Origin of the sequence: Flagellimonas nanhaiensis, from assembly GCF_003382275.1 — a bacterium.
GTDB lineage: Bacteria > Bacteroidota > Bacteroidia > Flavobacteriales > Flavobacteriaceae > Flagellimonas > Flagellimonas nanhaiensis.
In genome coordinates, this window is record NZ_QTJX01000002.1 from 1,085,341 (window position 1) to 1,105,933 (window position 20,593).

20 protein-coding genes and 1 tRNA gene are annotated in these 20,593 nt (G+C 41.2%); 6 read left to right on the top strand and 15 right to left on the bottom strand.

Annotation, left to right across the window (positions count from 1 at the left end):
* Position 1 precedes the first annotated feature (1 nt).
* The 11 genes from DX873_RS12480 to DX873_RS12530 form a co-directional block, all read right to left on the bottom strand.
* Positions 2–934 carry a 2-hydroxyacid dehydrogenase gene (locus DX873_RS12480; protein ID WP_116184751.1) on the bottom strand — a complete coding sequence of 311 codons (933 nt, stop codon included), beginning with the start codon at positions 932–934 and terminating at the stop codon, positions 2–4.
* Positions 935–952: 18 nt separating this feature from the next.
* Positions 953–1,318 carry a cupin domain-containing protein gene (locus DX873_RS12485; protein ID WP_116184752.1) on the bottom strand — a complete coding sequence of 122 codons (366 nt, stop codon included), beginning with the start codon at positions 1,316–1,318 and terminating at the stop codon, positions 953–955.
* Positions 1,315–2,148: a hypothetical protein gene (locus DX873_RS12490; RefSeq protein WP_116184753.1), complete on the bottom strand. Its 834-nt coding sequence runs from the start codon at positions 2,146–2,148 to the stop codon at positions 1,315–1,317. Before DX873_RS12490 ends, DX873_RS12485 begins: the two co-directional genes overlap by 4 nt.
* 51 nt (positions 2,149–2,199) lie before the next feature.
* A complete protein-coding gene (gene mgtE, locus DX873_RS12495) occupies positions 2,200–3,552 on the bottom strand; it encodes a magnesium transporter (RefSeq protein WP_116184754.1) in 1,353 nt (450 codons plus the stop codon).
* Positions 3,539–4,411, bottom strand: coding sequence for a 16S rRNA (adenine(1518)-N(6)/adenine(1519)-N(6))-dimethyltransferase RsmA (gene rsmA, locus DX873_RS12500; protein ID WP_116184755.1), 873 nt, complete (start codon positions 4,409–4,411; stop codon positions 3,539–3,541). The genes mgtE and rsmA overlap by 14 nt, the downstream gene beginning before the upstream one ends.
* 18 nt (positions 4,412–4,429) lie before the next feature.
* Positions 4,430–4,738: a gamma-glutamylcyclotransferase family protein gene (locus DX873_RS12505; protein ID WP_181899494.1), complete on the bottom strand. Its 309-nt coding sequence runs from the start codon at positions 4,736–4,738 to the stop codon at positions 4,430–4,432.
* A gap of 4 nt (positions 4,739–4,742) precedes the next feature.
* On the bottom strand, positions 4,743–5,060 hold the full coding sequence (locus DX873_RS12510) for a DUF4286 family protein (protein ID WP_116184757.1): 318 nt from the start codon (positions 5,058–5,060) through the stop codon (positions 4,743–4,745).
* A 35-nt stretch (positions 5,061–5,095) separates the two neighbouring features.
* Positions 5,096–6,880: a tetratricopeptide repeat protein gene (locus tag DX873_RS12515; protein ID WP_116184758.1), complete on the bottom strand. Its 1,785-nt coding sequence runs from the start codon at positions 6,878–6,880 to the stop codon at positions 5,096–5,098.
* 75 nt (positions 6,881–6,955) lie between these two features.
* Positions 6,956–8,227: a serine--tRNA ligase gene (gene serS / locus DX873_RS12520; protein WP_116184759.1), complete on the bottom strand. Its 1,272-nt coding sequence runs from the start codon at positions 8,225–8,227 to the stop codon at positions 6,956–6,958.
* 51 nt (positions 8,228–8,278) lie between these two features.
* Positions 8,279–9,595, bottom strand: a complete 1,317-nt coding sequence (locus tag DX873_RS12525; protein WP_116184760.1) for an HTTM domain-containing protein — start codon at positions 9,593–9,595, stop codon at positions 8,279–8,281.
* Complete coding sequence (locus tag DX873_RS12530; RefSeq protein ID WP_116184906.1) at positions 9,596–10,525, bottom strand: bifunctional riboflavin kinase/FAD synthetase; 930 nt, start codon at positions 10,523–10,525, stop codon at positions 9,596–9,598.
* A gap of 184 nt (positions 10,526–10,709) precedes the next feature.
* Between DX873_RS12530 and DX873_RS12535 the strand changes: the two genes are divergently transcribed.
* On the top strand, positions 10,710–14,351 hold the full coding sequence (locus DX873_RS12535; RefSeq protein ID WP_232520910.1) for a reprolysin-like metallopeptidase: 3,642 nt from the start codon (positions 10,710–10,712) through the stop codon (positions 14,349–14,351).
* Positions 14,348–15,034 (top strand): hypothetical protein, encoded by a 687-nt coding sequence (locus DX873_RS12540; protein WP_116184762.1) that lies wholly within the window; start codon positions 14,348–14,350, stop codon positions 15,032–15,034. Before DX873_RS12535 ends, DX873_RS12540 begins: the two co-directional genes overlap by 4 nt.
* On the opposite strand, the gene pth is transcribed toward DX873_RS12540, so the two are convergent.
* The 3 genes from pth to DX873_RS12555 form a co-directional block, all read right to left on the bottom strand.
* Positions 15,035–15,664 (bottom strand): aminoacyl-tRNA hydrolase, encoded by a 630-nt coding sequence (gene pth, locus DX873_RS12545; protein ID WP_116184763.1) that lies wholly within the window; start codon positions 15,662–15,664, stop codon positions 15,035–15,037.
* Between the two features lie 94 nt (positions 15,665–15,758).
* Positions 15,759–16,403: a 50S ribosomal protein L25/general stress protein Ctc gene (locus DX873_RS12550; protein WP_116184764.1), complete on the bottom strand. Its 645-nt coding sequence runs from the start codon at positions 16,401–16,403 to the stop codon at positions 15,759–15,761.
* 83 nt (positions 16,404–16,486) lie between these two features.
* On the bottom strand, positions 16,487–17,428 hold the full coding sequence (locus DX873_RS12555; RefSeq protein ID WP_116184765.1) for a ribose-phosphate pyrophosphokinase: 942 nt from the start codon (positions 17,426–17,428) through the stop codon (positions 16,487–16,489).
* Positions 17,429–17,587: 159 nt separating this feature from the next.
* Between DX873_RS12555 and DX873_RS12560 the strand changes: the two genes are divergently transcribed.
* Positions 17,588–17,669 (top strand) — tRNA-Leu (locus tag DX873_RS12560).
* Positions 17,670–17,705: 36 nt separating this feature from the next.
* Here the strand turns inward: DX873_RS12560 and DX873_RS12565 are convergent.
* The gene (locus DX873_RS12565; RefSeq protein ID WP_147296656.1) at positions 17,706–18,473 is read right to left on the bottom strand and encodes a hypothetical protein; all 768 of its coding nucleotides are present in this window, start codon (positions 18,471–18,473) and stop codon (positions 17,706–17,708) included.
* 227 nt (positions 18,474–18,700) lie between these two features.
* On the opposite strand from DX873_RS12565, the gene DX873_RS12570 reads away from it, so the two are divergent.
* The 3 genes from DX873_RS12570 to DX873_RS12580 all read left to right on the top strand — a co-directional run bounded on the left by DX873_RS12570 (position 18,701) and on the right by DX873_RS12580 (position 20,589).
* Positions 18,701–19,117 carry a deaminase gene (locus DX873_RS12570; protein ID WP_116184767.1) on the top strand — a complete coding sequence of 139 codons (417 nt, stop codon included), beginning with the start codon at positions 18,701–18,703 and terminating at the stop codon, positions 19,115–19,117.
* Position 19,118: 1 nt separating this feature from the next.
* Positions 19,119–19,730 carry a pyridoxamine 5'-phosphate oxidase family protein gene (locus tag DX873_RS12575; protein ID WP_116184768.1) on the top strand — a complete coding sequence of 204 codons (612 nt, stop codon included), beginning with the start codon at positions 19,119–19,121 and terminating at the stop codon, positions 19,728–19,730.
* Positions 19,731–19,803: 73 nt separating this feature from the next.
* Complete coding sequence (locus tag DX873_RS12580; protein WP_116184769.1) at positions 19,804–20,589, top strand: hypothetical protein; 786 nt, start codon at positions 19,804–19,806, stop codon at positions 20,587–20,589.
* Positions 20,590–20,593: the final 4 nt, after the last annotated feature.

Sequence of the window (20,593 nt, forward strand, 5' to 3'; positions counted from 1 at the left end):
TTTAGCAAAATCTCTCTTGGATTTTGTCGACAATGGTCTGGGCCAATTTCTCTTTACTTTCCTTGGTCCAACCCGCTACATGGGGTGTCAGGACCACATTTTTGGCCTTTCTGAGATATTTGAACGCCTTGGGTTTTTGGATGAACATGTTTTCAAACGACTTTTTTTCGTACTCAAGTACGTCCAATCCAGCGCCCAATATTTTTTCTGATTTTAAGGCTTCCACCAAGTCTCGTGTGACCACACATTTTCCTCTTGCGGTGTTCAACAACCAAAATGGTTTATGAAAACTATTGATGAACTCTGTGTTCACCATTCCAGTGGTAAGCTCAGTCTGGGGGACATGGAGGCTGACCACATCAGACCTTTGGTGCAATTCCATAATGCCCACTTGTCTTGCATTCTCATCCCCGACTCCTCCAACAATGTCGTAGCAAATGACCTCAACATCAAAGCCCTGGAGTTTTTTTGCAAAGGCTTTGCCCATATTTCCATAACCGATTATGCCCACTGTTTTTCCTTCCAACTCTACCCCCCGGTTGCCCTCACGATCCCATTTACCTTTTTTAACCTCTCGATTGGCTTTGCACATCTTGTTCATTACAGATAATAACATACCCAAAGAGTGCTCACCTACTGCGTTTCGGTTACCTTCTGGAGCTGAGGCCAAAAAAATATCTTTATGTTTGGCGTGGGCGACATCAATATTTTCCATTCCCGCACCGACCCTTCCAATGAACTTCAGGTTGGTGGCCTTATCCAAGAACTGTTGGTCCAGGGTAAACCGGCTTCTTATGATCACGCCGTCATATAAATGGATTTTCTTTTCAACTTCATTCTTTGAAGATTTGTAGTCTTCATAGTTTTCAAAACCCAATTGGGACAATTGTTCAAGAAGTAAAGGATGGTTGGTATCCAAGTGGAGAACTTTCATGGGCCAAATATACAACTCCTAGATTTTTGGGTATTCCGTTTGTGTCTTTTCGTGCTGTACTTTACCGGTGTGGGCCGTGGTCAATTTTTCAAATAGGAGTACATGCACTTCTTCTCCATTCTTGGTCATGGGATTATGTTCCACTCCTTTGGGCACAACAATGATATCTCCTTCTTTCACCACCTCGACCCGATCTCTAAACTGCATGTATAATGTTCCTTTGATCACTTGGAACAGTTCATCTTCATGCTCATGGGCGTGCCAGACAAATTCTCCCTGTAACTTGGCCAAAAGTACTTGCATATCATCTACCACCGCTATTTGGTGCGGATGCCATTGTTTGGTGAATTCTGCATGCTTTTGTTTTAGATTGATAGGTTTCATTTCCTGTATTTTCTTATTGATAAGCTAAATTTTTCAAACATTCCTTCAATCCATTCATCTGTTCTTTTTAGATATTCTTCTAGATTATTGACGTGAACTATGTCAGGAAAAAAATCAATATCGCTTTTGCCATAATTAGGGGAAGAATAATTCAATTTTATTTGGATTAACTCCTTTTCATTTAATTCAATTTCTCCGTTATTATTTAAAATAGCTTCATATAAATAACCATCTAATACAACCAAAGGGATGTAAATATATAATTCGGTACTCTCTTCAGGGTCAAAATCATCTAACTTTCCAAAGTCATAACGATTATTCATGTGCCATGTCGCTTTACATACGCTAATCAGTGACTCATAAATTTTTGATGTTTCGGATGGAGATTTAAAAGCTTCGTGAAAGGCAATACCATATTTGCTCACATTTTTCTTAAAATTTTTATAGTCCACTTCGGTAGAGAAAATACCTGCTCTATATTGTTTTTTATCTCCATATTTCCTCATGTAGTTATATCCGCTGTGTTGGATTCGCCATCCTTGAGTTAAACTTGTATCTTTATCAACGGAAAAAATAACCCAAGGTTTCTTATTCATTTTTTTTACATCGATTACTAGACTAAATTCCAAATGCAAATGATTTTCTGAATCATTTTTAACTTTTGTGGCTATTATATCAATTTCTCTGCTTTTTGATAAATCTTTATCTTCATAATGGTCACTATGATTAGTTGACCAACCATTCTTTCTAAGAATGGAGCCTACTTCAAGTTCTTTTATAAAACCAGTTTTCCTAATATCCGCAATTATTTTTTCCTTCAAAGATTCCATTCGAATAATTTCTATTGGAGATTCACTTAAAATAGTTTTCTTATTCAAAAACTAGATTCCCAATATCAACTTGGCTATCCAAAAATAAATCAAGATTCCGAAGATATCATTGCTTGTTGTAATGAACGGCCCTGTGGCTATTGCCGGATCAATATTTCTTCTATGAAGAAACAGGGGAATAAAGGTGCCGATGAGACCAGCGACCACTATGACCACCACCAATGACAGCGAAATGGCCACAGCCGTATTGAATGTTCCTTTCCAGACCCAAGTAAATACCAAAAGCAAGACCGCCAGTATGAGTCCATTGAGCAAAGCCAGAAGCATTTCCTTGATCAAGCGATTGCTAATGCTTCCTTTCAGATCATCATTGGCAAGTCCTTGCACTATTATTGCACTGGATTGTACTCCAACATTTCCGGCCATTGCGGCAATCAGCGGAGTAAAAAAGAAAAGAATGGCATGTTTGGAGATCATTTCCTCAAAGCCTCCCATAATGGCTGCAGCTCCAAGGCCACCAAAAAGACCAAGAATCAACCAAGGTAAGCGTGCACGTGTCAATTCCCAGATGCTGTCATCTGCTTCAACATCTTGGGAGATACCGGCGGCCATTTGATAATCCTTGTCTGCCTCTTCCTTGATCACGTCTACAATATCGTCAATGGTAATTCGCCCAACGAGCCTTCCGATTTCATCCACTACAGGGATGGCTTCCAAATCGTATTTGGACATTATTTTGGCCACTTCCTCTGCTTTTTCATTCACCTCGACATGGTCAACCTTGGGAATGTAGACGTTCTTTATGTGGGTCTTAGTAGAGGTGGTCAATAGATCTTTTAAGGAAAGTCTGCCTTTAAGTTTGTCTTCATCATCCACCACATAAATGGAGTGAACCCGGGTGACATTTTCAGCCTGGGCACGCATTTCCTTTACACAAGTGAGCACATTCCAGTTTTCGTTTACTTTCACCAACTCCTTTGCCATAAGACCACCTGCGGTATCCTCGTCATAGCGCAAAAGATCTACAATATCCTTGGCATGTTCCTTGTCCTCAATTTCTGAAATTACCTCTTGGATAATTTCCTTGGGAAGTTCATTGACAATATCGGCGGCATCATCTGTGTCCAGCTCTTCCAGCTCCCCGGCAATTTCCTTTACGGTAAGATTGTTCAATACTGCCTCCCTCATATCTTCATGCATTTCTGCAAGGATGTCAGAGGTTTTTTCGCTGTCGAGTAATTTAATGAGATAGGTGGCTTCCTCCACGTCGAGCTCATCGGCTATTTCGGCGATGTCCGCATAGTGGAACTCCTTCATCATCAACCGAAGATCCGAATTCTTTTTATCGGAAATCAGCTGGTGAATTTCTACTAAAAGCTCTTCTGTTAGTTTAAATGGAGTCATCGGCTATCTTCTGTGTCAACGTTACAAAATCAGCTACGCCAAGCTGTTCTGGACGCTGGTCAAAGATAGCATCTTCTTTTAGATTATCAGACAGGTTGAAAGCCTTAAGGCTGTTCCGTAACGTCTTGCGTCTTTGGTTGAATCCTGTCTTTACAACCCTAAAGAACATTTGATCGCTACAAGGAAGGTTAATATCGTTTTTCCGAATCAGTCGTAACACACCGGATTCTACTTTTGGAGGAGGGTCAAAAACTTCTGGAGGTACGGTAAACAGATATTCTGCTTCGTAAAACGCCTGGACAAGCACAGAAAGGATGCCGTAGGTCTTACTCCCAGGTTTTTCACATATACGTTCTGCAACCTCTTTTTGAAACATTCCGGAAAATTCTGGTATCTGTTCCCTGAAGTCCAACATTTTGAAAATTATCTGACTCGAAATGTTGTACGGAAAGTTTCCTGTTATCGCAAATTGTGAATCGCCGTACAGTTGTTTGAGGTCAAATTTTAAAAAGTCGGCTTCTATGACCTTAAATTGGTTTTTACCGGTAAACAGTTGTGGGTGTTCCAGCTCAAATTCATGTCTGAGGTAGACAATGGATTCTTCATCTAGGTCCATGGCCACCAAATCAATATCCCTTTGAAGCAAATACTTGGTAAGTACCCCTGTTCCTGGACCGATTTCCAAGACGTTGGAATATCCTTCAAGCGATAATGTGTTGGCAATTTTTAGTGCAATGTTCTCGTCCCTTAAAAAGTGCTGGCCAAGGTGCTTTTTTGCCTTTACCGGTCCTTTTTCTTGCCCATGTTTTTCATTGGGAATACGGCCTGATGCCTTTTTCCTTTTACTTTTTTTGCCCATGGGTGGTTTTATTGCAATTTACTTGGAATTTTCGATATAGACCCATGCCCGGATTCCAGATTCCAAGTGGAATTTTTCCCGTTTGTAGGCGGTCGTCTCATAAATATCGGCTTTTAGCAAATCTGTTTCGGAAACTTCGTAAACCTTTCCTTTTACCATATTGTTTTGGTCAGAGGTGCGTACAACCAACGGGTATCTGTCGTACACCGCATTTTCAAGGCTTTTGAATCCTGGAAGAGCATCATTTTGACCGATAAGGACACGTCCAAAAATGTACTGCTGTACTTGAGGGTCCTGCAAGGTGCCATAGGTAAAGAGATGGTCCAAAATATCAAGGAATTTGTTGGCTTATCACTTCGAGTTCTGTTCTAAACGCCACAAACTTATTGGCAAACAGTTTTTGGGCATCTGAACGGAGCCGGTCTGCATCTTCCTTATAATAGGAATCCAAGGTTTTTCTGTCTTTTGTAGTGTATTGAACAGAATAGGTAATTCCACCCATATCCTCTTCCACTAGAACTTTGACCATTTTGGCATGGGAAAATTTTCCCGTGGCGAGCATATCCGGAACGTGCTTATCACGCATCCAAGAAAGCCATTGGTCATGAACACTTTCATCAATATTGATGGTAACGTTGTATATGAGCATTTACTAAGGTTTTGTGGGGCTAAATGTATGGAGAATTAGTTAATGGCATCCCCCCGGAGCCGCCTAAAATTCTTTCTGGCCTGCGGAAAATAGTAACTGTCCTGATAGTTGAGGATAATACGTTCGTAATGGGATTTGGCCTTTTCAGGCTCGTTCAAAATGGTTCTGTAAAGCTCTCCAAGGGCAAAATGTGCATCATCAGCCAAAATACCACTTGCATAGAACTCTACTATCTTTTTGTAATTGAATTCCGCACTTTCATAGGATTTTTGCTCTTCAAGTAGTTGTCCTTGTTTCAATAAAGCTTCGTCCTCAATTTTTTCGCCTTTATGGTTCTGCAAAATATCCTCCAAGGCCTCAATGGCCTCTGCATTTTTGTTTTGATAGGCCAACAAGTCTGCCCGGGCATATTTTTTTAGTGCGGTTTTGGTAGAATCTTCCAGTGAATTATCAGAAATGAGCAAGCTCAACTGCATGGCATCGTTGGCCATAAGTTGCGAAGTGGAACCGCGAAGCACTTTTAATTGGGTAAGCGCCCAATCAAAATCTCCTTTATAAAAACTCGTCTGCGCCACTTTGAAACGGGCATCTTGCCCCATAACATCATTTTTGAGCCTTTTTTGGACCTGGGTAAAAAGGATGAGGGCTTGATTGAACTTTTGGTCGAACACCAAAATATCACCCAACGCCAGTTTTACATAAGCCGAAACCATTCTTCCCATGGGCTGCTCGAGACTTTCCTTGAGCATAGCAATGGCAGGTTCTGGCCTTTCCAGTTTAAAAGTGAGAAAATTGGCGTAGGCAATCTGAAGTTGAAGCGTGTTGCTCTGGTTCCCATATTCCGAAACAAGGGCTTCAAATTTCTTTTCAACTTCACCCAGCTTCTTTTCGCTTGCACCCTCAAGGTCAATATCGATGAGATGGAGCTGCGCGTTCAGTTTGGTTCGAGTGTCTGTGCTGTTCTCAACAATGAAGTCAAAGATGTCAATAGCATTGGAAAACTCTTTTTCTTCCAACGTGATCAATCCAAGACTTTCCATTCTATCCAAGGAGTTTTCACCAGAACGTTTAAAAATGGCCTTTTCCTGATTGAAAGCACTACCGTATTGTTTTTGTTGAACAAACAACCAGCTGAGCAGTTCGTTCCACAGAATGTCAGGGCTTTTCTGGGCATTTTTAAGAAGCACCTTTCTTAACAATATATTGTTGGCGTCCGAAGGATTTTCCGAAATAAAGTCATCAATGTTCCTGAGCACATTGGATCGGGATGTTCTGCCTTCCCATATCAGGTTGAGATAAGACAGGTACATTTTTTCTATATCGCCCTGTTCACCGTAAATACGCGCCAGCTGAAAATCATAGTTGAGTTCAGGTTTTAGGGTCATGGACCGAGTGTATGCCTGTATAGCATGTTCCAAAAGTGCATATTTCTGAAACCTGTACCCAATACTGTATCCAAAATTGGGGTTCTCATCTATTTTTTGAATGGCCCTATCGTAATATTCGGTTGCTTTTTCGGGTAGGTTCTGCAGTGTGTAGTTGTAGCCCAATTCTATCAAAAATGTTGGGAATACATAAGGGCTTTCAACCTTTTTCAGCAAAAATTCTTCAGCTTCCTTATAGCGCTCCAATTGCTGGTAGCAGGCTACCAATCCTTCGGAATAATCTGTACGCCTAGGATTTTTGTCCACCAACTTTTCATAGAAAACCATTGCTTTTTCATAATCCCCATCATTGAAGTATTGTTTGGCCAGAAAATCCTCTTGGGAGTAGGTATGACCAAGGACGATGAAACACAGAATCAGAAAAAAATACCGCAATAGCTCGTTTTATTTCAAATATAACGCAGAAAAACGGTGGATTCTGTTAAGTGAATCCAAATAATGGACGATTTTTTAGTCGATTACCTCAAAACCACAGTAGGGAACCAGGACCTCAGGAATTTTGATACCATCCTCTGTTTGATAGTTTTCCAGAATTCCGGCCAATACCCTCGGGAGGGCAAGAGAGCTACCGTTCAAGGTGTGGGCCAATTGACTTTTTCCGTTTTCATCCTTAAAACGGAGTTTTAAACGATTGGCCTGAAAAGTCTCAAAATTAGAGCAAGAACTAATTTCCAACCACCTGTCCTGGGCAGTGGAAAACACCTCAAAATCATAGGTTAGGGCAGAGGTGAAGCCTAAATCCCCTCCGCAAAGTCGTAGAATGCGATAGGGCAACTTCAATTCTTGAAGTATATTTTTGACATGTTCCACCATGTCATCCAGAGCTTGATAAGATTTGCTCGGATGCTCCATACGGACAATTTCTACTTTATCAAATTGATGAAGACGATTTAAACCTCGAACATGGGCACCGTAACTTCCGGCTTCCCTTCTAAAGCACGGAGTGTATCCGGTATATGTAATGGGAAAATCCTTCTCATCCAGAATGTCGTTTCTATGCAGGTTGGTAATAGGAACCTCTGCTGTAGGAATCAGGTAAAGGTCATCAGCAGTAACATGGTACATTTGCCCTTCTTTATCTGGCAATTGTCCTGTACCATAGCCAGATGCTTCATTGATCATTAGAGGGGGTTGAACCTCGGTATAGCCCGCTTCGGTATTTTTATCAAGAAAATAGGAGATGAGCGCTCGTTGAAGCTTCGCACCTTTTCCTTTATAAACCGGAAAACCGGCACCTGTGACCTTTACACCCAGTTCAAAATCAATGATGTTGTATTTTTTGGCCAGTTCCCAATGTGGTAAGGCTCCTTCAACAAGGGTTGGAATATCTCCTTCACGAAAGACCTCTTCGTTATCCTCATCAGAATTTCCATGTGGGACAGAGGTATGTGGTACATTGGGTATAAGATAAAGTTGCTCCTGTAATTCTTCGGCAGTGGCATTAAGGTCTTCGCCCAATTGTTTTGAAGCCTCTTTTAATCCTGCCGTTTTTTCCTTCAAGGCATTGGCTTCATCTGCTTTGCCAGACTTAAACAACATCCCTATTTCTTTGGAAAGTTTGTTGGATTCAGCCAAAGTACTGTCCAGTTGGGTTTGAATGGAACGCCTTTTTTCATCCAACTCAATGACTTTGGATATTAAGGGTTTGGCATCAACATTACGCTTTTTTAAAGCTGTTATAATACTTTCCTGATTTTCCCGAATGGTATGTAATTGAAGCATGACCTTGTTTTGAGCCGCAAATTTAGTTCAATCTGCATTGTTGCCCAACAATTATTGCATTTGAGATGGGCATATCCAATCGTTGTGCAAGAAATGTTTCCATGGCACACTGGCAAGATCTACTTTGGGGTCAATGAATTCATGATACTTCCCATTGTTTATTTTAACCCTGTTGGTCACAAAAACCTGTACGTCCTCACCATTGGAAGCATAATGCTCCTTCAGGTATTGGGCAAATTGCCAGGTGAAATCTGGGTAACACGAAACTCTTCTTCCCTGTTTTTTGGTCAGATGGTCATTTAAATTTACGTAAGTGATCTTTTTGGTTTCCTTGTTGACGACTTTAACATGAATGGACCCTGTACGGCTGCGAAGCATCATTCGCCAACTCAATCGATGCCCTTCTTCGGTCCAAAGTACATTGTCCTCAAACGCGTGGTGCCTTAGGGGTAGTAATATTTGAATGATGAAATAGATTCCAAGTACACCAAGAACCAGATTTCTTCCTTTGGAAGGAGCTGAGACTTTTTCAACAACAATCTCCTTTGTTTTTAAGAAGATATTTCTGATAGTCTGTGGTTCAAAAAAGAAAACCGTAAAGGCCAAAGACAGATACGGAAATATGCCTATTCGGAACACATAGCTGTTGAATAGGTGGAAGAATATGGAAAATGCAAAAGCAATTTTTCGGGTAGGTTTCCAGAGCAGGGCAGGAACAATGAGCAGGTCAAAGAAGATTCCATAAAAAGCCACGACTTTGTGGGTCCATTTTTGCTGTAAGATCTCGCCCACCAAAAAATAATCTTTCTTGGGTTTCAAGAGGACTTCCATAAAACTAAAATCTAACCAGTCGCCATAGAGTTTTGCCACAGACGCGTAGGTGTACACAATGAACAATTGGAAGATAATGGTCCACCGAATCCAGTTCTGCATGGAATGTGTACGTAGGCTTGGGTTGAGTTTGGCATCCAAAGAAGCATCTTTATGTGCTGGGAAAATAGCCATCATAAACGCCAACAACATAAAAAGATAGTAGTGGTTGTTGTAAGAGGTCTTTTGCATGAAATAAACCCCGGCCCACATAAAAGCAAAAGCAAGGGAGCTAAAGCGATATTTATAGCCAATGGTAATGAGAAATCCCAAGATTCCCATAACTGCAAAATAGATGTACATTCCATTGCCCGGAAGCGGTTGTAGCCAATCGAACCAGATAAAAGAAAAAGTAAATTTTGGCTCGATCAAGGTTTTTCGCACCCAGCCTGTGGCAATGGCCCCAAAACTTTCGGACATTACAAGGAGACCGTAAAAGACTCTGAAAACAACCAGTTGGGCGTTGTCTATTTTTTTAAAGAGGAATCGGTACAGCATTTATTTGGAAATTAGTTCCAGTGAATGGTGTTTGTCCTTTTTCAATTGTTCCTGTAGTTCCTCAACGGAATCAAATTTATGCTCATCGCGAATTCGATGTAAAATACCGATCTGTACCTTTTGGTCGTAAAGATCACCCTCAAAATCGAAAAAGTTGATCTCTATGGTTTTTTTTGTGCCCGAAACGGTAGGGTTGTACCCAATGTTCATCATGCCGTGAAACTCATTTCCTTCAAGAAGGCTCTTAACCACATAAACACCATTTTTGGGAATGAGTTTGTATTCCTCCTCAATGTGAAGATTAGCAGTTGGAAAACCGAATTTCTTGCCCAACCCTTTACCTTTTGAGATGGTTCCTGTTAACATATAAGGGTAGTTCAGGTAGCTATTGGCTGTGACAACATCACCTTCCAAAAGGGCGTTCCTGATTTTTGTGGAGCTTACAGATACATCATCTATCTCTTGAGCGGGAATTTCCTCTACCTCAAAATCCAGTGTGTTTCCAAAGGTTATCAAATCTTGGATATTGGCATTTCTGTTACGTCCAAACCTATGGTCGTAGCCAATAATCACTTTTTTGGTCTTTAAACCATTGACCAAGATGTCCCTAACGAACTCTGTGGCGGAAAGCCTTGAAAATTCTTTGGTAAAGGGATGGATGATCAGGTAATCGAGGCCCAGACTGTCCAAAATTTGTGTCTTTTCCTCAAGGGTGTTCAACAGTTTTATGTCGGTATCCTTCTGAAGAACCATTCTTGGATGGGGGAAAAAAGTGAGCACTGTTGACTTTAAACCAGAAATTTTGGCATTATTTATGAGGCGTTCCAGTATCTTACGGTGGCCAAGGTGTACTCCATCAAAAGTACCAATGGTAATTGCTGTTTGAAACGCATTATCCTTAAAATGAGAAATGTCCCGGATTGTTTCCACAAATTGAGAAATAAAAAAAGGCTTATTTTTGAAATCGACTGACGCCCCTCTTTGTATGAAAGCTAAATTACATCTTGTTTTTTCAATATCCATATTTTTTACATGCTTTTGCTCATTTGCGCAGCAAGACTACTGGAGGTCCATTCCCAAAAGGTCAAACTACAAAAGTGCATCAATAAAAGATATGGCGAAGGCCAGAGCAGTCTTTTCCCTGGATAAATCTGCTTTTTCAAAGCAGCTAGGTTCTTTTTCAGAATCAAAAGGAAAAAAACAAATAATCTATCTTCCTGATAATAGTGGTAAAATCATACCCTTTTCCATTAAGGAAACCCCAGTATTCAATGAAGGTCTAGCAAAGAAATACCCAAACATCAAGTCCTTTTCAGGAACAAGTTTAGATGGGAAGTACAAAGTGAAGCTCAGTAGCTCCCACAAAGGGTTGCAGGGCATGTTGGTGAACGTAAAAGATAGAAGAACAACATTCATGGAGAAGGTGTCCAATGAAAATGATGCCTATGTGATTTATGAAAGAGGTTCTGGAGATTCTGGAAAACAAGGTTTTGTCTGCGAAACAGAAAAATTGAAGCAGACTGTTTCCAAAACGCTGGTTCCATTGGTAGATGATCAGGTTCTTAGAAGGTTCAGAATAGCAGTTTCGGCTACGGGGGAGTACACGGATTTCCATGGAGGTACGGTCGCAGATGCCCTTGCTGCCATAAATGCTACAATTACTAGGGTAAACGAAGTTTTTGAAACTGATCTAGGGGTTACTTTGGAGTTAATCCCGAACAATGACCTGGTTATTTTTACAAACGCCAATACAGATCCTTACAACGGAAACCTGAACGGAGAGGTTCAGAATACATTATCTACTACCATTGGAGAGGCCAATTATGATGTGGGACATTTGTTTCATAGGGTGGGAGAAGGTGAGGATAACGGGAATGCTGGATTTATTGGAGCTGTTTGTTCGGATAACCAAAAAGGAAGTGCCTTTTCCTCGGCATTTAACCCTGTTGGAGACAGGTTTGATCTTGATTACGTATCACACGAACTGGGACATCAATTTGGGGCTAATCACACTTGGTCTTTTGAGTCTGAGGGTACTGATGTACAAGCCGAACCCGCCAGTGGAACAACTATCATGGGCTATGCAGGCATAGTGGCTGGCAATAATGTAGCTCCTAATGGAGATGATTATTTTCATTACTATAGCATTTTTCAGATTTCTGAGTATTTGGGAACAGTTTCTTGTGCCCAAACTACTCCTTTAGTAAACTCCCCACCCGTTGTTACTCCGATGGGGGATTATGTGATTCCCAAAGGGACTGCTTTTGTTCTTGAAGGGCAGGCAACCGATCCAGATGTTGGAGATGTGCTCACCTACACATGGGAACAAATAGATGACGGTGTGGTCACTACAGGCTCATTTGGCCCAGATAACCCCGGAGGGGCTAATTTTCGGTCGTTACCTCCCAGTACTGATCCAAGAAGATACTTTCCAAGACTTTCCGAGGTGGTTCAAGGCAATTTAACACAGACAGATCCGCAGGTCAATGAGGCGTGGGAAACGATTTCAAATGTAGAACGGAATCTTGGGTTTGCACTAACTGTAAGAGATAATGCCACAGGCGGAGGGCAAGTGGTTTCAGATTTATTGGATGTAAGGGTGGTAAATGCTGCTGGACCCTTTGTGGTCACTTCCCAAACGTCCAGCGTAACCTATGAAGCAGGGTCTCTTCAAGAAATAACATGGGATGTTGCAAACACCAACATTTCACCTGTCGCAGCGGAAAATGTGGACATTTTACTTTCATTGGATGGAGGTCTTACTTTTCCCATTGTTTTGGCAGATGATACTTTGAACGATGGTCAACAGGAGGTCTTGCTGCCTGGTAATGCCACCAATACGGCTCGTATAATGATAAAAGCCAGCGACAATGTGTTTTTTGCGGTAAACTCTTCCAATTTTTCTATTCAGCAATCCCAAGTGGTGCTTAGTTTTCAAGATTTGGAATTTGAGGTTTGCCAGCCCAACGATATAATTATCCCTTTTACGTATCAAACTTTTGGTGGATTTGCAGAAACTTCTACGTTTTCGGCAAATGTACCAGTAGGCTTGTCTGCATCTTTTGCACCTACTCAAGCAGATGCCAATGATACAGCGGTGGATTTAACCATTTCCAACACTAACGGTGTTTCTCCCGGAGTATATCAGATTATGGTCTCGTCTACTTCGGCTTCAGTGACCAAGGAGGTAACCTTGTCATTAGCTATTAGAGATGCTGGTTTTGCTGATGTTATACTACTCGCACCTGCAAATGGCGAAGTAAATACCTCTCTACGTCCTAAATTGGAATGGGAGAACAATGTGCTTTTCACACATTATGATGTTGAAATTGCAACAGATGTCGGTTTTTCTAATATCGTAGAATCCGCTACGGTTCCTTTTAATTATTATAATGCTACCAGTTTGATGGCATTGACCGAGTATTTTTGGAGGGTGCGACCCAACAATAATTGTGGAAGCGGAACTTTTGGTACTCCACGAAGCTTCACCACAATTCAACCAGATTGTAAAACTTTTTCAGCTAGAAGTTTACCACTTGAAATACCCTCAATAGGAACTCCAACGGTAACTACTTCAATTCAATTTTTGGAGGATTTACCAATTGCGGATGTCAATGTCAATCTGGAGTTGAACCATACCTACTTGGAGGACTTAAGGATTATTCTTATATCACCATCTGGGACTCGAGTAGCCTTAGTTTCCAACATTTGTGGGGAACGCAACAATATAAACGCAGTTTTCGATGATGACGGAGTTGATGTGGTATGCGGGGACAATCCTGCTATTTCTGGAACGGTGAAGCCATTGGGCTTTCTGTCATCTTTGATTGGGGAATCAGTATTAGGTGAATGGATTCTAGAAATTCAAGATGTGGCGGCCAGTGATGGAGGTTCACTTATAGATTTTTCCCTCGAAATATGTGCCGAAGGAGTATTTCGCCCTGATGACGATGAAGATGGGGTTTTTGATGACGGTGACGATTTATGCCTAGGAACTCCTAAAGGTGTAGAAGTGGATACCAGCGGTTGCCCCGTGAATAGATTTGCTTCGGATAATTTTGAGATTCAGGTTCAGAGTGAAGCATGTCGAAACAGCAACGATGGCCTTATTTCAATAGCACCTACGGACACTTCTATATCCTACTCCGCTGTTTTAGATGGAGGAACACCAATAAATGCCGATTTTACCCAAGGACATACCTTTGAAAACCTTACGGCTGGGAATTACTCATTGTGTATTACGGGCACAAATGGGGCTATAACCTATCAAGAAATATGTTTCTCTTTAGTGGTAACAGAACCTGAGGCTTTATCAGCTTTTGCAAACCTGCAAGGAGGGCTCTTGGAGCTTACTTTGGAAGGAGGAAGTCTATATAATGTAGAATTAAATGGATTGGTAACACAAACCAGAGAATCCAAAATACAACTCCAGTTGCTAGAAGGAAGGAACATGTTACGGGTTTATACCGATTTACCCTGCCAGGGAACACATGAGGAAACTTTTTTCTTTTCTTCAAAGCCTATCTTGTATCCCAACCCTGTAGAGGAGAATCAAGCGCAGGTTTTTCTCAATGGTCACATTGGCTCAGTAGAAGTGGAAGTGTTCGCCATGAATGGAAGATTGATTATAAAGAGTGAAAAACAGACTAATGGTAATGATTTGGAAATGGATTTTTCTATACTGCCGACAGGCATGTATCTTTTGCGTATAACAACAAATGGAGTCAGTGAGGTTATTAAATTGATTAAGGAATGAAAAGGATAGTGTTTTATTTGTTCATTGTAAGTATTGTGGTTTCTTGTGGAGGAAGTGATGACCCACCGCCTGCTCCAGGAGGAGCAACTTTGGTATTCCCATTGGAAAATTCTGAATGCACTACCGGAACAAGCGTTAATGAGGAGTTGAGTCAGGTGACTTTTGAATGGCAGGCTTCTGCTAATACGGACAATTACACTTTAAATGTAATTAACTTGGAAACAAGTGCACCGCAAACCATTTCTACTGCGGCAACTTCGGCAAGTTTGTCCATTGCCAAAGGAGCTCCATTTTCATGGACGGTGACTTCCAGAAACTCCAATTCCGATCAAGTGGCCACGAGTGAAACATGGCTGTTCTACAATGCTGGTGCTCAAACCTCGTATGCTCCTTTTCCGGCTCAATTGGTAAGTCCCATATCGGGATCAACCGTGCAAAAGGATATAGCAAATGAGGTGAGCCTAATATGGTTGGGTGCCGATGTTGAAAACGACATTGATTCTTTTGAGGTGTTTTTCTCTGATCAGAATCCGCCAACAGCCTCTATGGGAACTACCGATTCCAGTACCATGGAGCTTTCCGTCAGTGTAACGTCGGATACTGTATACTATTGGAGTGTGGTGACAACCGATCAGGAAGGAAATACTTCTAACTCTGGAGTATTTGAATTTAGGGTGTTTTAATCAACTACCGTTAAATTCGTTCATGGTGTTTTTTGAACCCGCGAACACAAAAGATTTAATGAGGTCCACTGATTTTTGAAGACGTTCTGGAAGCGCGGTGATTTCTTCATCGTTCCATTTTCCAAGAACATATTCCACCTGCCTGCCCTTGCCAAAATCAGCGCCTACTCCAAACCTAAAGCGATTATACTTGGAGGTCTGAAGAACATTTTGAATACTTTTTAACCCGTTATGTCCCCCATCGCTTCCTTTTGTCTTCAAGCGAATTGTTCCAAAGGGAAGATTGATGTCGTCGGTTATGATGAGTACGTTCTCAAGTGAAATCTTCTCTTTTTCCATCCAATATTTTACGGCTTTCCCACTCAAGTTCATATATGTGGAAGGTTTTAGGCACAATATACTCTTGCCTTTGTGCTTAAAGGACGTCACTGATCCCAATTTGGCACTTTCAAAAGTAAGGGACTCCTGTTGTGCAAGATGGTCTAGAACTTTGAAGCCGATGTTATGCCGGGTTTCTTCATAATCGGGTCCTATGTTGCCAAGACCAACAACCAAGAATTTTTTCATAGAATCAGTTTCTTCCAACAAGCAATCATCAATTCCAAAAAGTGATTTTAAAAACTGGAGCATTGTGATGAATCCGTTGCCTTAAAATTACAAAAGCATCCCCAACTTACGAATAAGCTCAGGGGATGCTTCTTTATAAAGTTTAATCCTTTGGATGTTACTCCGTAGCTTCTGCGGCTGGAGCTTCGGCACCGCCTTCAGCAGCTGCACCTTCCTCAGAAGTTTCTTCTTCTTCCTCTTCCTCATCGGCAACAGAAGTTCTAGAAGCTTTCACCTGTACAACAGAGGTATTGTTTGGGTGCTGGATGGTAAAGTCATCACTTAGAAGTGATTCCACGGAGATGGTTCCTCCAATCTTTAGCTTTGAAATATCTACTGTGATAAAATCAGGAAGTAGGTCTGGTAATGCTTTAATGGAAAGTTTTCTTTTTCTAAAAAGTAAACGTCCACCGTTTCGCACACCAGGAGAATTTCCTTCCAAGCGGACAGGGATGTTCATGGTAACTGGTTTGTCCTTGAACAACTGGTAGAAATCGATATGCAAAATTTTATCCGTTACAGGATGAAACTGAATGTCTTGCAATACGGCTTCAAGCTTTTGCCCGTCTTCCAGCTCAATTACAGCTGTATACGCATTGGGGGTGTACACTAAGTCTTTGAACGAAAGTTCGTCAGCTGAAAAGTGCAATGGCTTATCCCCTCCGTACAGCACGCAAGGGACCTTTCCAGCATTACGTAAGGCCTTGGTAGATACCTTGCCCACGCTTTCTCTTTGGGATCCTTTGATAGTAATTGACTTCATAACTTCTGTTATCTATATAATATTTAATTTATTCTTATCCATTTTCGAATTGCCAGGTGTGTCAGCCTGAGCGTAGTCGAAGGCTACATTAAAAACTTTGAAGAAATTGAGGTGTTATGATGCACACGGTGCATTACATCTGCGAACAGATCGGCACAGCCCAATACCTTTATTTTCTTTTGATCATGGTCAACAGGGATTGAATCGGTAATGATCAATTCTGTTAACTCGGAGTTTTCTATTTTTTCATAAGCATTTCCGGAAAGCAGACCGTGCGTAGTAATGGCACGAACACTCACCGCACCTCGTTCTATCATCAAATCGGCTGCTTTGGTCAAAGTTCCGGCAGTATCCACCATATCATCTACCAAGACCACGTTTTTTCCTTTCACATCTCCGATGAGCTCCATGTGGGAAATGACATTGGCCTTGGCTCTTTGCTTATAGCAAATAACCACATCGCTTTCCAATGCTTTTGAATACGCGTAAGCTCTTTTGGAACCTCCCATATCTGGAGACGCAATACAGAGATTGTCCAGATTAAGGCTTTTTAAGTATGGCAAAAAGAGTGTTGAGGCGAACAAATGATCGACCGGCTTTTCAAAAAAACCCTGGATTTGGTCAGCATGCAAATCCATGGTAATAATTCGAGTAGCTCCGGCTGTTTCCAACATTTTTGCTACCAACTTGGCCGCAATGGGAACACGGGGCTTATCCTTACGGTCCTGTCTCGCCCATCCAAAATAGGGCATAACTGCGGTAATGTGCCTAGCAGATGCCCTTTTGGCCGCATCCAGCATCAACAACATTTCCATTAGGTTTTCAGGGCCGGGATTTGTAGAGCCGATAATAAAAATCCTAGCACCTCTTATAGATTCCTCAAAAGAAGGCTGGAATTCACCATCACTATATCTGGAGAATTGGACTTTCCCTAAATCAGCACCATACGCAGCAGCAATTTTTTCCCCAAGAGCAACGCTTTGGGTACATGCAAAAATTTTGGGTTCGGGAACTCGATACGCCATTACAATCTCTTGTTAGCTAACTTATTAAAGTACTTTTTAATAAAAGAGGTGCAAATTTAAAAATTAATTCGGGTTGCTAAAGGATTATTGCCGCTATTTTTGGTAGTAAACAAAATTATTTTTTAGCTTTGCATCCGCATTTGAAATAAGTGCCAAAATGCCTTGGTGGCGGAATTGGTAGACGCGCTGGATTCAAAATCCAGTTCTTTCGGGAGTGTGGGTTCGATTCCCACCCAAGGTACAGAAAACCTCAATTTCATTATTCTGGAGTTGAGGTTTATTTTTTTACACTTATCAGAACCGCTTCAGAGCTGCTCAGGTAGGAATTTAAGGTTATTTTTTCAGATTTAATGCTGTCAGTGATTTCCAGTGAGACAGTATTTGGCGATACTTCGCCTAAATTATGAGCATATAAAAGGAGGTCATTGGGTTTGTCCGGTTCTAGTTTTATATCAAATTCCCGAAACTTTTTGGTCAAAAGATGTTTGGAAACCACCAAGGTTCCATTGAGATAAATGGACACGATGTCACCATCCTCTTTTTCATGATCCCATATTTTCACGGATATATGCTCACTGCTGAACACCAATTTTTTGACATAGGAGATTTTTCGGCCTTCAAACTCTTGCCTGATGGGGTGGTTCATGTTTTGTTCTGCAGCAATATTCGCTGTCGCTGTTTTTTCTAAGGGCTTTACGGGTCTTTCCTTTTTGATTGAAAAGAAAGGGGTAACAAATTTTGCGACATGGTGTTTATTGTCAGGGAATAGTTCAATGCCAACAACTTGATAGGTGTTTCCAGAACTAATGTTTTTGGCCAGTTTAATTCCCTTTGCGTAACCTTTGTTCTTGAACTTTCCCAATTCTTGTACCACCACTTCATCTCTTGCCAGAAAAAAGCGAATGGATTTTGTAGTGTCCAGGTTTATCGTATTCCATTGTATTTCGATGGTTTCCGGGATTTTCCAAACAGTTGTGCTTGTGGGATAGGTTATGGCAATGGTAGATTTTTTTTGAGCATAGCTTTTTTGTGAACAAATTGTCACAAAACAAAAAATGACACCAAGAAAAAATATTCTATTTATTGAATTAGAAACCATTTTGGTCTAAAAACTAGTTACAATTGCCCTTCAATCTGGTTAAGTACAATGAAATAGTATAATACAAATATTTTTTATCACTCTGGTAATCAATACAGGATTTTTAGGTTTTCCTTGACCAAAAAGTATCGATTTTGTAAGGTTTTTAACTTTTTAAAGGCTAAGATAGCGTTATGCAAGATGCTGAAAAATACATGGCCCTATGTGTGGAGTTGGCAGACCGTGCTGCTTCCAAAGGAAATAGTGCCGTAGGCAGTCTTTTGGTCATTGGTGATGAGATTATTGCCGATGCGGAAGAGGCGGCTGCTACCCATGAAGATGTAAGCTGCCATGCCGAAATGGAGGTGATTCGGAAAGCCCGGAAAATTTTGGGAAAAGATATGTCCAAGGCTACTTTGTTCAGTACAAAAGAACCCTGTGTCATGTGTAGCTATGCCATTAGATTTCATCAAATTGGAAAAGTGGTTTACAAAGAAAGATCGGGAGAGCTCGGCGGTGCACACGGCACTTATGATTTGTTGGTTTCCCAAAATGTGCCCAAAGGATGGGGACCACCAGTGGAATGTATAGAACTTGCGGAAGATCAATGATATGAACTATTCAAAATTAGCATTTACAGAAACCGTTAAAGCCCTTCAGGAAGAACAGGGAAGTAGAAATGCCTATGCCCGTATGGAGCGCATGGAGTTGCCAGATGGCATATCATTTCGGGAGATGAGTTTTATACAGGAACGGGATAGTTTCTATGTGGCCTCCTATGGAGAAAATGGGTTTCCCTATATTCAACATCGGGGCGGCCCCAAAGGATTTTTAAAGGTAATTGATGTAAAGACCCTTGCATTTTTGGATTTCTCTGGAAACAAGCAATACATCACCACGGGAAATGTAAAAACGCATAAAAAAGTTTCTTTGATCCTTATGGATTATGCCAACCGGGCCCGCCTCAAAATCTATGCAGAAGCGGAAACCGTCTCCTTGGAAGAAAACGAAGAATTGGCCCAAGCTTTAAAATTAGACTACAAATACAAGGCGGAACGAATTTTTTTATTCCACATTAAGGCCTTTGATTGGAATTGTCCGCAACATATTACACCTAGATTCACTGCCGAGGATATCAACGAAATGTCCAAAGAACGTGAGAAGTATATTCAGGAGTTGGAAAATCAGGTTGAATCACTGAAAGCGCAGCTTGGTCAAACCTAGACCTAATTCTTATTTTTTTTCATTTCATGATGACATTTTTTTTCCATTACGATAGTAGGGAAAAGAACAAATCATGAAAACAACAACTCTAGTTGCAATAGCATCCTTCGCCTTGGTCTTCTTTTCCTGTAGTAAGGATGGTGAAGAGGGAGGCGGAAACAACAATTCCGTTTTACAAGGATTTAATTCCCAAGTATGTGCAAATGTTCAAGGCCCTTCAGCGGCCTATTGGGATTTCTCCCATAGCATACCGCTTCCGTTAACCCAGGTTCCTGTTTTAAAAAACCCGGGGCAGCAATTTATCCACAGTCAATTTCCACTATTGGGATTTGTAATGCCGCAAGGATTCAATGCCAATGAAATCACAGATCCTGTAACAGGGACCATCGGGGTAAATGTGGTAAGAAACGATAATAATGTAGTTTTTAGATGGGTGCCCAACACTCAGGTGGCTGGACAAGTGTCCGCTACCGATATAATTGCCAACGAGATCAATGCCATGTTTGCCCATTATGGATTTAATGGGGCTCCCGATGTGGTCTGCACCACTACTTCCAATAGCTCTTTTGAGGGAATTCCTTCCCAATTTACTGCGAGACTGTTACGTTTTGGCGGAATAACTGGTCAGGTTTGGGTGCGGTCTACCTTTATCGCTGGCGGAACCTTTTCGGCCATTTCGGTAACATCGGCGCCAACCGCTGAGTACGACACCCAGGTAGCAGAAACCTTTTTGCCTATAAACTATCAACTGTTTGTAGGTAGGGATGGTACGTTTGTGGATAATGATAACGATGGGGTTCCAGCCAACGAAGATCCAGATGATAACAATCCGAATGTTCCTAATAACAATGGAGGATAAAAAA

Coding starts and splice junctions, on each gene's coding strand:
- serS (WP_116184759.1), bottom strand. CDS start 8,227: ATGCTTCAATTACATACCATTCGGGAAAATCAGGAAAGTATTATAACA.
- DX873_RS12480 (WP_116184751.1), bottom strand. CDS start 934: ATGAAAGTTCTCCACTTGGATACCAACCATCCTTTACTTCTTGAACAA.
- pth (WP_116184763.1), bottom strand. CDS start 15,664: ATGCTCCAGTTTTTAAAATCACTTTTTGGAATTGATGATTGCTTGTTG.
- DX873_RS12525 (WP_116184760.1), bottom strand. CDS start 9,595: ATGCTGTACCGATTCCTCTTTAAAAAAATAGACAACGCCCAACTGGTT.
- DX873_RS12570 (WP_116184767.1), top strand. CDS start 18,701: ATGCAAGATGCTGAAAAATACATGGCCCTATGTGTGGAGTTGGCAGAC.
- DX873_RS12510 (WP_116184757.1), bottom strand. CDS start 5,060: ATGCTCATATACAACGTTACCATCAATATTGATGAAAGTGTTCATGAC.
- DX873_RS12535 (WP_232520910.1), top strand. CDS start 10,710: ATGGCGAAGGCCAGAGCAGTCTTTTCCCTGGATAAATCTGCTTTTTCA.
- DX873_RS12555 (WP_116184765.1), bottom strand. CDS start 17,428: ATGGCGTATCGAGTTCCCGAACCCAAAATTTTTGCATGTACCCAAAGC.
- mgtE (WP_116184754.1), bottom strand. CDS start 3,552: ATGACTCCATTTAAACTAACAGAAGAGCTTTTAGTAGAAATTCACCAG.
- DX873_RS12580 (WP_116184769.1), top strand. CDS start 19,804: ATGAAAACAACAACTCTAGTTGCAATAGCATCCTTCGCCTTGGTCTTC.
- DX873_RS12490 (WP_116184753.1), bottom strand. CDS start 2,148: ATGGAATCTTTGAAGGAAAAAATAATTGCGGATATTAGGAAAACTGGT.
- rsmA (WP_116184755.1), bottom strand. CDS start 4,411: ATGGGCAAAAAAAGTAAAAGGAAAAAGGCATCAGGCCGTATTCCCAAT.
- DX873_RS12485 (WP_116184752.1), bottom strand. CDS start 1,318: ATGAAACCTATCAATCTAAAACAAAAGCATGCAGAATTCACCAAACAA.
- DX873_RS12540 (WP_116184762.1), top strand. CDS start 14,348: ATGAAAAGGATAGTGTTTTATTTGTTCATTGTAAGTATTGTGGTTTCT.
- DX873_RS12550 (WP_116184764.1), bottom strand. CDS start 16,403: ATGAAGTCAATTACTATCAAAGGATCCCAAAGAGAAAGCGTGGGCAAG.
- DX873_RS12575 (WP_116184768.1), top strand. CDS start 19,119: ATGAACTATTCAAAATTAGCATTTACAGAAACCGTTAAAGCCCTTCAG.